This window comes from Streptomyces sp. NPDC088923, assembly GCF_044749745.1.
Lineage (GTDB): Bacteria > Actinomycetota > Actinomycetes > Streptomycetales > Streptomycetaceae > Streptomyces.
Window position 1 is genome coordinate 16,052 of the sequence record NZ_JBIVIO010000004.1, and the last position, 13,637, is coordinate 29,688.

Genomic DNA, 13,637 nt, shown 5'->3' on the forward strand with positions numbered 1-13,637 from the left:
GAGGTCAGCGGGCGGCGCCGGTGGTGGCGCGGGTGAGCGCGTTCAGGCGCGCGTCGGCCCGCTCGGGTGCGTAGAGGTGGTCCACGACCATGATCGCGGCGCCCAGGAGGCCCGCGCGGTCGCCGAGTTCGGAGGTGAGGACCTGGAGGTGGGCGGTGGTGCGGGGCATGGCGCGCTGGTAGAGCAGTTCGCGTACGCCGGTGAGGAAGGGGGTGCCCGCGAGATCGCCGCCGAGCACGAGCACTCCGGGGTTGAGGAGGGTGACGACCGTGACGAGGACCTCGCCGATGCGCTGCCCGGCACGGCGGCTCAGGCGCACCGCGTCCGGCTGTCCGGCGGCGAGGTGGGCGCGCACGTCGTGCCCGGAGGCGGTCGGTACGCCCGCCTCGGTGAGCTGGGCGGCGATGGCGCCGCCGCTCGCGACCGCGGCGAGGCAGCCGGAGGAGCCGCACATGCAGACGACGTCGGGCCGGTCGTGCAGCCGGATGTGCCCGATGTCGCCCGCGCCGCCGTCGATGCCCCGGTAGAGGGCGCCGTCCACGACGACCCCTGCGCCGATGCCGGTGGACGCCTTGACGAAGACGAAGGCGCGGCAGCCGGGATGCAGGGCGCGCTGCTCGCCGAGTGCCATGAGGTTGGCGTCGTTGTCGACGAAGACCGGCAGGGGCTCCTCGCGCGGCGCGGCGTCGACGTGGGCGGCGTAGTACTCGCGGAAGCGTTCGCGCAGCGGGTAGCCGTCCCAGCCCGGCATGATCGGCGGCTGCACGAGCAGCGCGCGTTCCCAGTCGACGGGGCCGGGCACGCTCAGGCCGACGCCGCAGACGCGTTCGGGCGCCTGGCCGCTCGCGTCGAGCAGCATGGCGAACCAGCGCGCGAGCCGGTCGAGGACCACGTCGGGGCCGTCCGCTATCACCAGGGCGTCGCGGTGCTCGGCGAGGACCGTCCCGGCCAGGTCGACGACGGCCGCGCGGGCGTGCCGGGTCTCCAGGTCGGCGACGAGGACGACCGCGTGGCCGGTGTCGAACTCCAGCCGTGCGGAGGGGCGGCCGCCGGTGGAGGTGCCGCTGCTGCCGCGCAGCCAGCCGGCGGCGAAGAGCTGGTCGAGCCGGTGGCCGACGGTGGAGCGGGAGAGGCCGGTGGCCTCCTGCAACTCCCCGCGCGTGGTGGCCGCGCCGCCGCGGATCAGCCCCAGCAGGTGCCCCGCGCTCGCCTGGGTGTGCGCCATCAGCGTCCTTCGTCCCCCTCAGTCGTGGCCGGGGCTCCCCCCGGCGCTCGCCCGGTCAGCATGCCGCGCCCTTGTTACGGGCCCGGGGCGGCCCCGTGTCCCCGGGGCCCCCGTTCCCATGATCCACGGCCGCGGCGCCCGGCGGACAGTACAACCGGGCCCGCATGCTCAGGCACCTTTCCTAGCCCTTGTCGGCGCCCGCCGTCAGGCCCTCGGTCAGCATCTTCTCCGCCGCGAAGAACAGGGCGACGACGGGGATGGTGAGGACGACCGATCCCGCCATGAGGACCGTCTTGGAGACCTCGATGCCGTTGGCGAGCTGCTGGAGTCCGAGCGAGACGGTCCACTTGCCGGGGTCGGCGGCCAGGAAGAGGAGGGCGAACAGGAACTCGTTCCAGGCGATCATGAACACGTAGAGCCCGGTGGCCATGAGGGTGGGCAGGGCCAGCGGCAGGATGATCTTGCGGACGGTCTGGAGCCGCGAGGCGCCGTCTATCGCCGCCGCCTCCTCGATGCTGTACGGGATGGTGACGAAGTAGTTCTTCAGCATGTAGATCGACACCGGCACCGTCTGCGCGATGTAGACGACGGCGAGGCCGACGAGGCTGCCCGAGAGGCCCATCTTCGCGAACATGACGAAGAGCGGGACGGCGAGCAGGGTGGCCGGGAAGAGGTAGACGGCGAGGAAGAGGGCGCCGACCTGCCGGCCGCCGAAGAACTTGAGGCGGCTGACCGCGTAAGCGCCCGGAACGGCCGCGGCGAGGGTCAGCAGCACCGTCGCCACGGCGACGAGCGCCGAGTTCAGGAGCATCCCGAGGAAGCCCTGCCCGCCCTCGGAGGTCGGCTTGAGGACGCTCTCGTACGTGGTGAGCGTGAACTCGCGGGCGCTGATCCACAGCCGCCCCGGGTCGAGCAGCAGCGCGTCGATGGGCTTCAGCGACAGCAGCAGCATGTAGTAGAAGGGCACGATCGTGATGAGTGCCAGGAACAGGATCACGACCCAGCGCAGCACGCCGAAGAGGCGTTCCTCGAACTGGGCGCGGGTCATGCGGGACGCGCGGTTCATGCGGACTCCTCCTGCACCTTCTTGGCGAAGAACTTGAAGTAGACGCCCAGCAGGAGCATGAGCACGACGGCCAGCACGAGCGCCTGGGCGGAGGCGGCCCCCACGTCGAAGCGCGAGGTGAGGAAGTCGTAGACGCGCACGGCCACCACGTCGGTGCCCGAGCCGCCGCCGGTGAGCAGGTACACGTCGTCGAACTTGTTGAACGTCATGATGAAGCGCAGCACGCTCAGCAGCGCGATGACCGGCATGAGCTGCGGCAGCAGGATGTGGCGGAAGCGCTGGGTGGGGGTCGCGCCGTCCACGCGGGCGGCTTCCTCCAGCGAGTCGGGCACGGCCTGGAGCCGGGCCAGCAGGAAGAGGAAGGCGAAGGGGAAGTAGCGCCACGTCTCGAAGGCGATGACCGTCAGGAGCGCCAGCGGGATGTCGAAGTGCGCGCCGAGCAGGCTCACTTCGTAGGACCGCGTGGACAGGAAGGCGATCGGGTCGTCCCAGCCGAAGAGCTTGCGGCCCCACTCGTTGACGATGCCGTACTGCGGGCTGAGCGCGACCTCCCACACGAAGGAGACGGCGACGACGGGTGCCACGTAGGGCAGCAGCATCGCGGCGCGCAGCAGGCCCCGGCCGCGGAAGGGCCGGCGCAGGGCGAGGGCGGCGACGAGGCCGAGGATCACGGAACCGGCGGTCGCGCCGACGGTGTAGGCGAGTGTCGTGCCGAGGCTGCTCCAGAAGCCGGGCGAGCCGAAGACCTGGGCGAAGTTGTCGAGCGTCCACCGGCCGAAGAGTCCGTTGTCCTGGATGTCGACCAGCTTGGCGTTCTGGAAGGCGAGCAGGACGGTCCACAGGATGGGCACGATCACCACCACCAGCACCACGAGGAAGGTGGGGGTGACGAAGGCGATGCCGGAGCGGTTCTCCCGCTGGCTCGCGGTGCGCGGGGTGGCGCGGCGCTTCGTCGCGTCGCGCGGGGGTGTGCTCATGGGGTTACCTCAAGGGGGTACGGCCTGGGGGGAGGGGCGTGCGGGGGCGGCGGGTGGGGGGACGCGCCGGGGGAGGGCGGGAAGCGGCGGCCCGCGGTGCCGGGGGGCGAGGCACGTCCCCGGGCAGCGCGCGGGGCGTCACTGGAGGGATTTGCGCAGGGCCTCGACCTCGGAGGCCGCCTCCTCGGCCGCCGAGTCCGGGGACTCCTGGCCGCCGGTCATCGCGCCGATCGCCTTGGCGACGGGGAGTTCGCCGTTGGTCGCGCCCACCAGGGTGCCCTGTCCCTCGGTGAGGCCCCAGCGGCGCATGCCCTTGATGCCGTCGAGCAGTTGGTCGGTGAGGCCGTCGGGGTAGGCCTGCTTGAGCGAGCGCCGCTTGTCCACGCCCATGTCCGCCTCGCGCCACGCGGTGCGGAAGACGTCGGGGTCCTTCGGGGTGCCGTTGCGGACCGGGATCTTGCCCTCGGGGGCCATGCCGAACCAGTCCGCGTAGCCCTTGCCCATCATGTAGTCGACGAAGGAGCGCGAGGCGGCGGTCTCGGCGGTGCGGGTCACCGCCCAGGAGGTGATCTCGCCGAACTGGGCGGGCTGTTGGGCGTCGGGGCCCTGGAGCGCGGTGACGATGCCGGTGTTGCGGGCCAGGAAGTCCGGGTCCTTCTTGCACTGCGGGCAGCTCGGGAGCGCGTCGGAGCGCAGGCCTGCCAGTTCGTCGAGGAGGAAGGAGGACCAGACCATCATCGAGGAGCGGCCCGCGAAATAGGTGGCGCGGGTGGTGTCAACGCTCTGGGTGCCGGGGGCGCCGTGCTCGCGGGCCAGGGTGTCGTAGGCCTTGAACGAGGTGCGACAGGCGGGGGAGTCCAGGGTGACCTCGCCCTTGTCGTTCACGAGGCGGCAGCCGTTGGCGAGGGCCAGGTCCTCGAAGCTCTGCTGGGTGAAGACGTCGGAGGGGTCGGTGGCCAGTGACATGCCGTCCATGTCGCCCTTGTCCAGCTTCGCCGCCGCCTTGAGGGCGCTCGCGTAGCTCGTGGGCGCCTTCAGTCCGGCCTTGGCGAAGAGGTCCTTGCGGTAGACGAGCAGTTGCAGCCAGGCGTCGGAGGGGACGGCCAGCCGCTTGTCGCCGTCGGCGGTGAGCGAGAGCGCGTTGGACTGGAAGGTCTTCGGGTCGAGATCCGCGACGATCTTCTTGGTCACATCCGTGTTGAGCAGCCCGTTGCCGTACATCTGCCAGACCTGGCCGAGCGGGACCGCGCCGATGACGTCCGGCAGCTTCCCGGCCGCGGCCGCGGACATGATGAGCTGCGGCAACTGGGCCTCGTCCACTCCGACGAGGTCGACGTGCACGCCCGATTCCTTCTCGAAGCGCCGCACGACCTTCTTCGTGGCCGCCATGCGCGGCGGCAGGTTCTCCTGTGTCCAGACCGTGATCCGCTTGTCCGGCTGTTGTTCGCCCGAGTTCCCGCAACCGGCGAGCAGCCCGGCGACGAGGGTCGCGGCGAGCCCGGCCAGAGCCGTCCTGGTCCCTCGGGCCTTCCACACCATGCTGTTTCCTCACACTACTTACGTTGATCGTCAACGCATCTCAGCATCACTTTTGCTTCTTGACAAGACATAAGCCTGAGATATCTTCGACGGAAGTGAGTGATCACCCGCCCCACCTTCCCCTCACGACCGGAGCAGTCCCGTGGAAAGCGTCGTCCAGTTCACCGGCCCCCGACAGGTCGAGGTCGCCTCGCACGAGAGCGCCGAACTTCCCCCCGGCCACCTGCGGGTACGCACGCGCTACAGCGGGATATCCGCCGGTACGGAGCTGACCGCGTACCGGGGGACCAACCCCTACCTGACCCGCACCTGGGACGCCGAGGCCCGGCTCTTCCGCGACGGCGCGGCCGGTATCGAGTACCCGGTGGCCGGCTGGGGCTACTCCGAGGTGGGCGAGGTGACCGAAGTCTCACCCGAACTCCTCGGCAGGCCAGGCGTGCCCGCTCCCGGCGACCTCGTCTGGGGCATCTGGGGCCACCGCAGCGAGGGCGTCGTCCCCGTCGAGCGCATGATCGGCCACACCCTTCCGAGCGGCCTCGAACCGCTCGCCGGTGCCTTCGCCCGTGTCGGTGCCATCGCCTACAACGCCGTCCTGGCCGCCGACATCCATGTCGGCGAGGACGTCGCGGTCTTCGGACAGGGCGTCATCGGCCTGCTCACCACCCGGCTCGCCCAGCTCAACGGCGCCCGGGTCACCGCGGTCGACGCCCTCGACGGCCGCCTCGCCACCGCCCGCTCCTACGGCGCGAGCCACGCCCTCAACGCCCGTACCGACGCCGTCGCCGAGCGCATCCGCGAGGCCACCGACGGCGCCGGGGCCGACGTGGCCATCGAGATCAGCGGCGCCTACCCCGCCCTGCACGAGGCGCTGCGCTCGGTCGCCGTGGGCGGCCGTGTCGTCGCCTCCGGCTTCTACCAGGGCGACGGCGCCGGGCTGCGCCTGGGCGACGAGTTCCACCACAACCGCGTCCAGCTCATCTGCTCCCAGATCGGCGGCGTGCCGCCGCAACTCTCGGGCCGCTGGACGGTCGAACGCCTTCAGCGCACCTTCCTCGCCCTCGTCGCCGAGGGCAGGGTGGACGTCTCCGGGCTGGTCAGCCACGTCGTCCCCGTCGCCGAGGCCGCCGAGGCGTACGTCCTGCTGGACGAGCACCCGGCCGACGCGCTCCAGGTCGTCCTCAGCTTCTGAGCCCGCTTCCGGGACCGCGCCGGGCGAGGCGGACAGCCCCTGCTCCTCGCCCGACCGGCCCGAACTCCCGCCCCCACGCCGCCTCCGGGCCCGTACCCGGCCCTCCCACCCCCGTTCCCCGCGTGTCGCGCCCGCGGCACGGAAAGGCCCCGTTGCCATGTTGAAGATCGCCTGCCAGGAACAGCTGCTGCCCGGGGGGAGCCTCCAGGAGAAGTGGGACTTCGCCCAGGAGGCCGGTTACGACGCCGTCGAGCTGCGCTCCCAGGGCGAGTTCCGCTTCCGCGACCGGCTCCCCGAACTGCTGCGGGCCCGCGCGGACGGGGTCGTCATGCCCACCGTGTGCGTCGAGATGCTCCACTTCTTCGCCGCCTTCGACGACGACTTGCGCCGCGACGCGCTGGAGCAGATGAAGTCGCAGCTCAGCGTCGCCGCCGAGATCGGCGCGCTCGGCGTGCAGACCCCCGCCTCGTACGGGATGTTCTCGCGCCGCCTGCCCCCCTTCGAGCCGCCGCGCTCCGAGGAGGAGGACCGCGAGATCCTGCTCTCCGGGCTCACCGAACTCGGCGAGCACGCCCGCGCCGAGGGCGTCACCCTCTACCTCGAACCGCTCAACCGGTACGAGGACCACATGGTCAACCGGCTCGACCAGGCCGCCGAACTGATCGCCGCCGTAGGCCTCGACTCGGTGCGCATCGGCATCGACAGCTACCACATGAACATCGAGGAGGCCGACCCGGCCGCCGCGATCCTCGCCGCCGCCCCGTACATCGGGCACACGCAGGTCAGCGACTCCAACCGCTTCCAGCCCGGCGCGGGCCACCTCGACTGGTCCGCGTGGCTCGGCGCCCTGCACACCATCGGCTTCGACGGCTACCTCGCCGCCGAGTGCCGCCTCACGGGCGACCCCGTCGAGGCCGTCCGCTCCGTCCCCGCCTTCCTGCGGAGGTCGGGAGCGTGACCGAGCCGCTCACCGCTCCCGTGCCCACCGCCGCCGCGGACCTGACACTGTGGCGCGGTGCGGCACGGGTCCTGCTCCAGAACTGGCGGGGGGACTCGACCGTCCCCTCGCTCGGGCTCTACCCCCACCAGTGGAGCTGGGACTCCGCGTTCATCGCCATCGGCCTGCGCCACCTCTCGGTACGCCGCGCGCAGCGCGAACTGGAGACCCTGACCCTCGCCCAGTGGGGCGACGGACGCGTCCCGCACATCGTCTTCAACCCCGCCGTCCCGCTCGGCGCCTACTTCCCGAGCCCGGACTTCTGGCGCTCCTCGCGGGCCGGGGCCGCGCTCGGCGCGCCCCGCCACATCGAGACCTCCGGCATCGTGCAGCCACCCGTGCACGCGCTCGCCACCTGGCTCGTGCACCGCTACGACCCCGCCCTCTCCCGGCGGCGCGGCTTCCTGGAACGGCTGCGCCCCCGGCTCGCCGCCTGGCACGACTACCTCACCGGGCCGCGCGACCTCGGCGGCGGCGGGCTGACGGCGGTCGTGCACCCCTGGGAGGCGGGCATGGACAACAGCCCCGCCTGGGACGAGCCCCTCTCCCGCGTCGAGCCCGCCCGGGCCGGTTCCTACCGGCGAGCCGACCTCGACCACGGCGCCTTGGCCGAACGCCCCACCGACCTCGACTACGGCCGCTACGTACGCCTGGCGGCCGACTACCGCGACGCGGGCTACCGGGACACCGCGCCCTTCGCCTTCGCCGTCGAGGACCCCTGCGTCAACGCGCTGCTCATCGCCTCCGAACACGCCCTCGCCGAGATCACCGCGGAACTCGGCGGCGACCGGACCCCGCACGAGCGGCGCGCGGCCCGGCTGACGGACGCGCTCGTGGAGCGCCTGTGGTCGCCCGCGGAAGGCATGTTCCTCAGCCGCGACCTCGGCCCCGACCGGCTCGTGCCCGCGCGCAGCGCCGCCGGACTCGTGCCGCTCCTCGTCCCTGGATTGCCCGCGCACCTGGTGGACACGCTCGTCCGCACGGCCAAGGGCGAGAGTTTCGGCCTCGGCACCCTGCCCCTGGTCCCCTCCTACGACCTGCGCGGTCCCGCGTTCGACGCCTCCCGCTACTGGCGCGGACCCGCCTGGTTCAACGTCAACTGGCTCCTGGAGCGCGGACTGCGCCTGCACGGCCGCACGGACGAGGCCGACCTCCTGCGCGAGTCGATGCTCCGCGAGGCCCCGGCCAGCGACTTCGCCGAGTACGTCGACCCGTACACCGCCGAGGCGCGCGGCACCCGGGCCTTCGGCTGGACGGCGGCCCTCGGCCTCGACCTGCTCGCCGCCCGGCGTTCCCGGTCGAAGCTTCCCGCGCCCCACGAGGGCGGCGACCCCTCCCCGGCCGGGACCCGGCCCGGGGCCCGAGAGAGGACCGCGGTATGAGCACCACCGACACCACGCTCGTCCACGAGGGCACCTTCGCGGTCCTCGGCGCGGACGGCGGCCTCACAGGGCGCCGCGGCAGCAGCCCGGACGGCCTCTTCCGGCGCGACGCCCGCCACCTGAGCCGGTACGAGCTGACGGTGGACGGGGCGGCCCCGCAGGTGCTCGTCCCGCTGCGCGAGGAGGACGGCGGCGCCACCTGCGTGCTCGCCCCCGCCGGCACCCGCGACACCCCGCCCGCGCACACCGTCGTACGGGAACTGGCCCTCGTCTCGGGGGCGCTCGTGGAGCGCGTACGGCTCGTCAACAACGGCCCTGGGCCGCGCACCGCGCGCCTCGCCCTCCTCGTGGACGCCGACTTCGCGGACCAGTTCGAACTGCGCTCGGACCACCGCGTCTACGCCAAGGACGGCGCGCGCCGCACGGTGCGCGCCGAGGCGACGGGCCTGCGCTGGACCTACACGCGCGAGAGCGCTCACGCGCGTGAGGACGCGCGGAAGACCTGGGAATCGGTCACCACCGTCACCGCCTCCCCGGCACCCGCGGCCGTCGAGGAGGCCGGGACCACCGCCCGGCGCCTGCTGTGGGACCTCGACCTGCCCGCGCTCGGCTCGGCGGAGGTCCTGCTGCGCGTCGAGGCACGACCGCACGGCGCCACGCCGCCCGCGCCGGGCACCGACCCCACCGCACTCGCCGCCCGCGCCCGTGCGAACGCCGGTGACAGGAGCCTGCCGGTGCCGCCGCAGGCGCCCCCGGGACTCGCCGAGGCGTGCCTGCGCGGGCTCGACGACCTCGACCGGCTGCGTGTCACGGCGCACGGCCCGGCAGGAGAGGAACTGTCCGTCCCGGCCGCCGGGGTGCCCTGGTTCCTCACCCTCTTCGGACGCGACTCACTGCTCACCTCGTTCTTCGTCCTGCCCTACCGCCCCGCGACCGCCGCCGCGACCCTGCGGGCGCTCGCCGCCCTCCAGGGCACCGGCTACGACGCGGAGCGCGGCGAGGAACCGGGCCGCATCGTGCACGAGGTGCGGTACGGCGAACTCGCGCACTTCCGCCAGGTGCCCTACGGGCGCTACTACGGCTCGGTGGACGCCACCCCGCTCTTCCTCGCGCTGCTCGGCGCCTACACCGAGACGACCGGCGACCCGGGCCCGGCCCGCGAACTGGAGCGGCACGCGCGCGCCGCCGTGGACTGGATGCACGGCGACGGCGGACTCGACGCGCACGGCTACCTCGTCTACCAGCCCGACCCGGACGGCCTCGTCAACCAGAACTGGAAGGACTCGGCCGGGGCGATCTGCTTCCGCGACGGCACCCAGGCCGAAGGCCCGGTCGCCGTCGTCGAGGCCCAGGGCTACGCCTACGACGCGCTGCTGGGCACCGCCCGGCTCGCCAGGGAGCACTGGGACGACCCCGCCTACGCCGCGCGGCTGGAGGAGACGGCGGCGGCGCTGCGCGAGCGCTTCGCACGTGATTTCTGGCTCGCCGAGGAGGACTTCCCCGCGCTCGCCCTGGACGGGGAGGGCCGCCAGGTCGACGGCCTCGCCTCGGACGCGGGCCACCTGCTGTGGTCGGGCATCCTCGACGAGGACCGCGCCCGCCGCGTGGGCAGCCGTCTGCTGGAGCCGGACTTCTTCTCCGGCTGGGCGGTGCGCACCCTCGCCACGGGCCAGCCCGCCCACCACCCGCTCTCCTACCACCGGGGCAGCGCCTGGCCGCACGACAACGCGGTCATCGCCCTCGGCCTGGCCCGCTACGGGATGGGGGAGGCCGTGCGCACTCTCACGGCGGCGCTCGCGGAGACCGCCGCCCACCACGGGGGGCGCCTCCCGGAGGTACTGGCCGGGTACGACCGGACCCTGCACCCGCGCCCCGTTCCCTACCCGCACGCGTGCAGCCCGCAGGCCTGGGCGGCGGCCACCCCGCTCGCCCTCCTCACGAGCCTGCGCGCGGTGGTGTGAGAACCGGCCCGGCCCCGCGTGGTGCGGGGCCGGGCCGGGGCGGTGTGGGCCGCGGTGGTGCGGGTCAGGATGGTGCCGGGCCCGGTGGCGAGCTCAATTCCCCGCGCTGGGAAGGGGCTTGGTGGTAAGGGCCACGTCGAACAAATGCAGGACGCCCTTGTCGCTGGACTGCGGCAGGACCACGGACTTCACCCGCTTCGCCGGGTCGAGTGCCTCGGGGGCCGTTCCGAAGACGACCGTGCGGGTCGTGTCCGCGGTGCCGTCCGCGCGGTTGCGGCCCGTCGTCTCCACGAGCGGTACGTTGCCGAAGCGGTAGTCGGTGCCGGGGGTCCAGTCGGTGAGGGCCACGGTGACGTCCTGCGTGGTGCCGTCCGTGTACTCGACGCGCGCCGTGCCCTGGGCCGGGCCGTTCGTGGCGAGGCCGAGGAAGGAGATCCCGGTCGCCGCCTTACCCGTACGGCCGCCGAGGGCGATCCGCTGGCCGTGCGGAATCCAGTTGTCCGGCTCGCCCGGAGCGGTGCGGGGCCAGGTGAAGGTCACCCCCGTTTCGCCGAGCGGGAGCCTCGCCCCGGGAGCCGCGCCCGCCGCCGAAAGGCGTTCGCGGGAGAGGGAGTTGTCGCTCAGGTCGAGCGAGCCCGCCGACTTCGCGCCGTCCACCGTCGTCCCGACGTCGTTGCGCGCGTCGGAGCCCGCGTCGTACGAGGGCGGTACGTCACCGGCCCGCGTGCCCCAGCCGCCCGGCTTCGCGGCCATCGTGAAGTCGAGCGTCCCGCCGCGCCGCGCGAAGTCCTCGCCGACCCAGCTCGCCGTGCTCGTACGGTCGTTGACCTTGAGGGACGCCACGTACGGGCGGTCGCCCGTCGTGCCGGGCGCGTTGAGGCGCAGCGTGCGCGCGCTGCCCTGGCTGCGGATCGTCACCTTGTCGAACAGCGGGGCGCTCAGGACCAGGTTCGCGGTGCCGTAAATGGTGGGGCTGAGACCGAGGTTGGCCCACACGTACCAGGCGGAGAGCGCGCCGAGGTCGTCGTTGCCCGGCAGGCCGTCGGGGCCCGTGCCGTACATCTCGCTCGTCGCGCGCCGCAGTGTGTCGCCCGTCTTCGCGGGCTGGCGCAGCCAGTTGTAGACGTACGGGGCGGAGAAGCTCGGCTGGTTGGAGAGGTAGGCGCCCTTCGTGCCGTACACCCCCGCGTCCAACTGGCTCAGGTGCTCATCGAGTTCGGCACTCACCTTCGCCTCGCCGCCGCGTGCGGCGATGAGCCCGCCGACGTTCTGCGGCACCATCCAGCCGTACTGGTAACCGGTCGCCTGGTCGAACTGGTTGCCGCGCTGGCCGAGATCGAAGGCCCGGTCGAAACCGTTCCGCGAGCGCGGCCGTATCTCCTGGGTGACCGGGTCGAAGACGTTGCGCCAGTTCTGCGCGCGCGCCATGAACCGGCTCTCGGTGTCCTTCTCGCCCAGCCGTCCGGCCAGTTGGGCGATCGCGAAGTCGTCGATCGCGTACTCCAGCGTCTTCGAGGTCGCCGAGTCGCCCTTCGCGTTCTCCACGAAACCCGTGCCGAAGTACTGGAGCGCCGCCGTGCGCCGCGTGTTCGTGGCGGGGAGCGACTGCGTCTGAACCATCGAGCGCAGCGCGCCCTCGCGGTCGTAGTGGGTGCTGCCGAAGGCGTCGATCGCGGAGAGCACCGCCTGGAGCGAGTCCCCGGTCATCTTCTGCTGCGCCTGGTTCAGGTGCGGCCAGTTGGGCCAGGTGCCGGTCTGCTCGACCATGTCCACGAGCGACTGATTGACGTCGTCGCCGATCTTCGGGAAGAGCAACGCGAGCAACTGCGCCTGTCCGCGGTAGGTGTCCCAGCCGGAGTACGTCGTGTAGACGTGGTGGCCGCGCGCGACCGTGTGCACCTTGCCGTCGTAGCCGGGGTAGCGGCCCGAGACGTCGTCGGTGACGTTGGGGTGCAACTGCGCGTGGTACAGGGCCGTGTAGAACTTCGTCCGCTCCGCCGCCGTACCGCCCTCGGTCCGGATGGTCCCGAGGTTGCGCTCCCAGGCGCGGCGGGCCCCGGCGCGGACGGCGTCGAAGGACTGTCGGGCGCTCTCGGCCCGTACGTTGCGCGCCGCGCCGTCCACGTCGACGTAGCTCAGCCCGGTGTGCGAGGTGACCTTCGTGCCGCGCGCGAAGGTCAGCCAGGCGCCCGCGCCGTGCTTTTGGTCGCCGCCGGTCGCGCCGTCGGCGCCGGGCGTGACGTTGTCGCCCTGCCAAGTGCCGTGCGCGGTGAAGGGCTTGTCGAAGGTCGTGGAGAAGTACGCGCGGTAGTGGCCGCCGCCCTCGCACACCGAGGCGGCCTCGACCCAGCCGCTCACCGTCCGCCCGGAGACGCTGACGTGGCTGTCGTAGACCTTGTTGTTGGAGCCGGCCACGTCGAGCAGCAGGGTCGCGCTGTCGCCGTCGCGCGGGAAGGCGTACCGGCTCACGGCCGACCGCGTCGTCGCCGTCAGCTCGGCGGTCACGCCGTTGCCGAGCCCCGCGCGGTAGTAGCCGGGCGCGGCGTCCTCGGCGGCGTGGTCGTAGTCGAGGTAGTACGAGGTGATGTCGGCGGCGGGGCTGCGCGGCAGGCCGCTGTCCGGGAGGGCGCCCGTGTACGGCAGGACGGGGAAGTCGAAGGCGCTGAACCGGCCTTCGCAGCCCGTGCCCGACAGGCGCGTCATGCCGAAGCCGCGCAGCTTGTCGGCCGTGTACTCGTAGCCGCCCTTCTGGTCGCCGTCCGAGGTGCGGTACGTCGTCGGGCTCGACTGGACCATGCCGAAGGGCAGCGCGGCGCCAGGCCACGTGTTGCCGTAGGCGCTGTTGCCCTTGTTCTGCGTGGTGTCGAGCTCCGTGCCGATGAAGGGATCGACGGAGTCGTAGGCGCTCGCGGCGCTTCCCGGCGCGGGACGGGCGTGGGCCTCGGCGGCCGGGACGCTCGCGGCGAGGAGGCCGAGCGAGGTCACGGCGGCGAGGAGGAGGCCCGCGCCCGGGCGCCGGGCGGGCGGTGCCGGTTCGCGGGTGGGCGGCGCCGGTTCGCGGGTGGTCGTACGGGGCGTGCGCATGGCGCTTTCCCTTTCGGCGCGGTGCCCGGGGCGGGGGCCGAGACGGCCACTCCCGGACAACGTTGTCATGTGGCCCGGTGACCGTATCCCGCGTGGGGCGAACGGGGGAGGGGCCGGAGCACGAATTCCCGGCACCCGGTGAGGAAAGTCCCCGCCTCCGGCCGTACGTCGCCCCGTTCCCGGCCGTCCCGGCCGCGTCGCCCCGTCCCCGGCCGTC

At 72.9% G+C, this 13,637-nt stretch carries 8 protein-coding genes and 1 pseudogene; 4 read left to right on the plus strand and 5 right to left on the minus strand.

The window, feature by feature from the left end; genetic code table 11:
* Window positions 1-4: 4 nt before the first annotated feature.
* From ACIP4O_RS18215 to ACIP4O_RS18230, 4 genes are all read right to left on the minus strand, one after another.
* The gene (locus ACIP4O_RS18215) at window positions 5-1,225 is read right to left on the minus strand and encodes an ROK family protein (RefSeq protein WP_401575539.1); all 1,221 of its coding nucleotides are present in this window, start codon (window positions 1,223-1,225) and stop codon (window positions 5-7) included.
* 181 nt (window positions 1,226-1,406) lie between these two features.
* Entirely contained in the window at window positions 1,407-2,291 is an 885-nt protein-coding gene (locus ACIP4O_RS18220; RefSeq protein ID WP_361332474.1) for a carbohydrate ABC transporter permease, read from the minus strand.
* On the minus strand, window positions 2,288-3,268 hold the full coding sequence (locus tag ACIP4O_RS18225) for a carbohydrate ABC transporter permease (protein WP_401575541.1): 981 nt from the start codon (window positions 3,266-3,268) through the stop codon (window positions 2,288-2,290). The genes ACIP4O_RS18220 and ACIP4O_RS18225 overlap by 4 nt, the downstream gene beginning before the upstream one ends.
* A 138-nt stretch (window positions 3,269-3,406) precedes the next feature.
* On the minus strand, window positions 3,407-4,807 hold the full coding sequence (locus ACIP4O_RS18230) for an extracellular solute-binding protein (protein WP_361332469.1): 1,401 nt from the start codon (window positions 4,805-4,807) through the stop codon (window positions 3,407-3,409).
* A 142-nt stretch (window positions 4,808-4,949) separates the two neighbouring features.
* On the opposite strand from ACIP4O_RS18230, the gene ACIP4O_RS18235 reads away from it, so the two are divergent.
* From ACIP4O_RS18235 to ACIP4O_RS18250, 4 genes and pseudogenes are all read left to right on the plus strand, one after another.
* Window positions 4,950-5,996 carry a zinc-binding alcohol dehydrogenase gene (locus ACIP4O_RS18235; RefSeq protein ID WP_401575543.1) on the plus strand — a complete coding sequence of 349 codons (1,047 nt, stop codon included), beginning with the start codon at window positions 4,950-4,952 and terminating at the stop codon, window positions 5,994-5,996.
* A 157-nt stretch (window positions 5,997-6,153) separates the two neighbouring features.
* Entirely contained in the window at window positions 6,154-6,954 is an 801-nt protein-coding gene (locus ACIP4O_RS18240; RefSeq protein ID WP_401575545.1) for a sugar phosphate isomerase/epimerase family protein, read from the plus strand.
* Window positions 6,951-8,375: an MGH1-like glycoside hydrolase domain-containing protein gene (locus ACIP4O_RS18245; protein WP_401575547.1), complete on the plus strand. Its 1,425-nt coding sequence runs from the start codon at window positions 6,951-6,953 to the stop codon at window positions 8,373-8,375. The genes ACIP4O_RS18240 and ACIP4O_RS18245 overlap by 4 nt, the downstream gene beginning before the upstream one ends.
* Window positions 8,372-10,336 (plus strand): annotated as a pseudogene (locus tag ACIP4O_RS18250) (glycogen debranching N-terminal domain-containing protein); the annotation flags it as partial. The gene ACIP4O_RS18245 and the pseudogene ACIP4O_RS18250, both read left to right, overlap by 4 nt.
* A 93-nt stretch (window positions 10,337-10,429) precedes the next feature.
* Here the strand turns inward: ACIP4O_RS18250 and ACIP4O_RS18255 are convergent.
* On the minus strand, window positions 10,430-13,420 hold the full coding sequence (locus ACIP4O_RS18255; protein WP_401575549.1) for a GH92 family glycosyl hydrolase: 2,991 nt from the start codon (window positions 13,418-13,420) through the stop codon (window positions 10,430-10,432).
* Between the last annotated feature and the right edge of the window lie 217 nt (window positions 13,421-13,637).

Excerpts from the sequence above, each read along its gene's own strand:
- ACIP4O_RS18215 (WP_401575539.1), bottom strand. The coding sequence starts at position 1,225 with ATGGCGCACACCCAGGCGAGCGCGGGGCACCTGCTGGGGCTGATCCGC.
- ACIP4O_RS18220 (WP_361332474.1), bottom strand. The coding sequence starts at position 2,291 with ATGAACCGCGCGTCCCGCATGACCCGCGCCCAGTTCGAGGAACGCCTC.
- ACIP4O_RS18225 (WP_401575541.1), bottom strand. The coding sequence starts at position 3,268 with ATGAGCACACCCCCGCGCGACGCGACGAAGCGCCGCGCCACCCCGCGC.
- ACIP4O_RS18230 (WP_361332469.1), bottom strand. The coding sequence starts at position 4,807 with ATGGTGTGGAAGGCCCGAGGGACCAGGACGGCTCTGGCCGGGCTCGCC.
- ACIP4O_RS18240 (WP_401575545.1), top strand. The coding sequence starts at position 6,154 with ATGTTGAAGATCGCCTGCCAGGAACAGCTGCTGCCCGGGGGGAGCCTC.
- ACIP4O_RS18255 (WP_401575549.1), bottom strand. The coding sequence starts at position 13,420 with ATGCGCACGCCCCGTACGACCACCCGCGAACCGGCGCCGCCCACCCGC.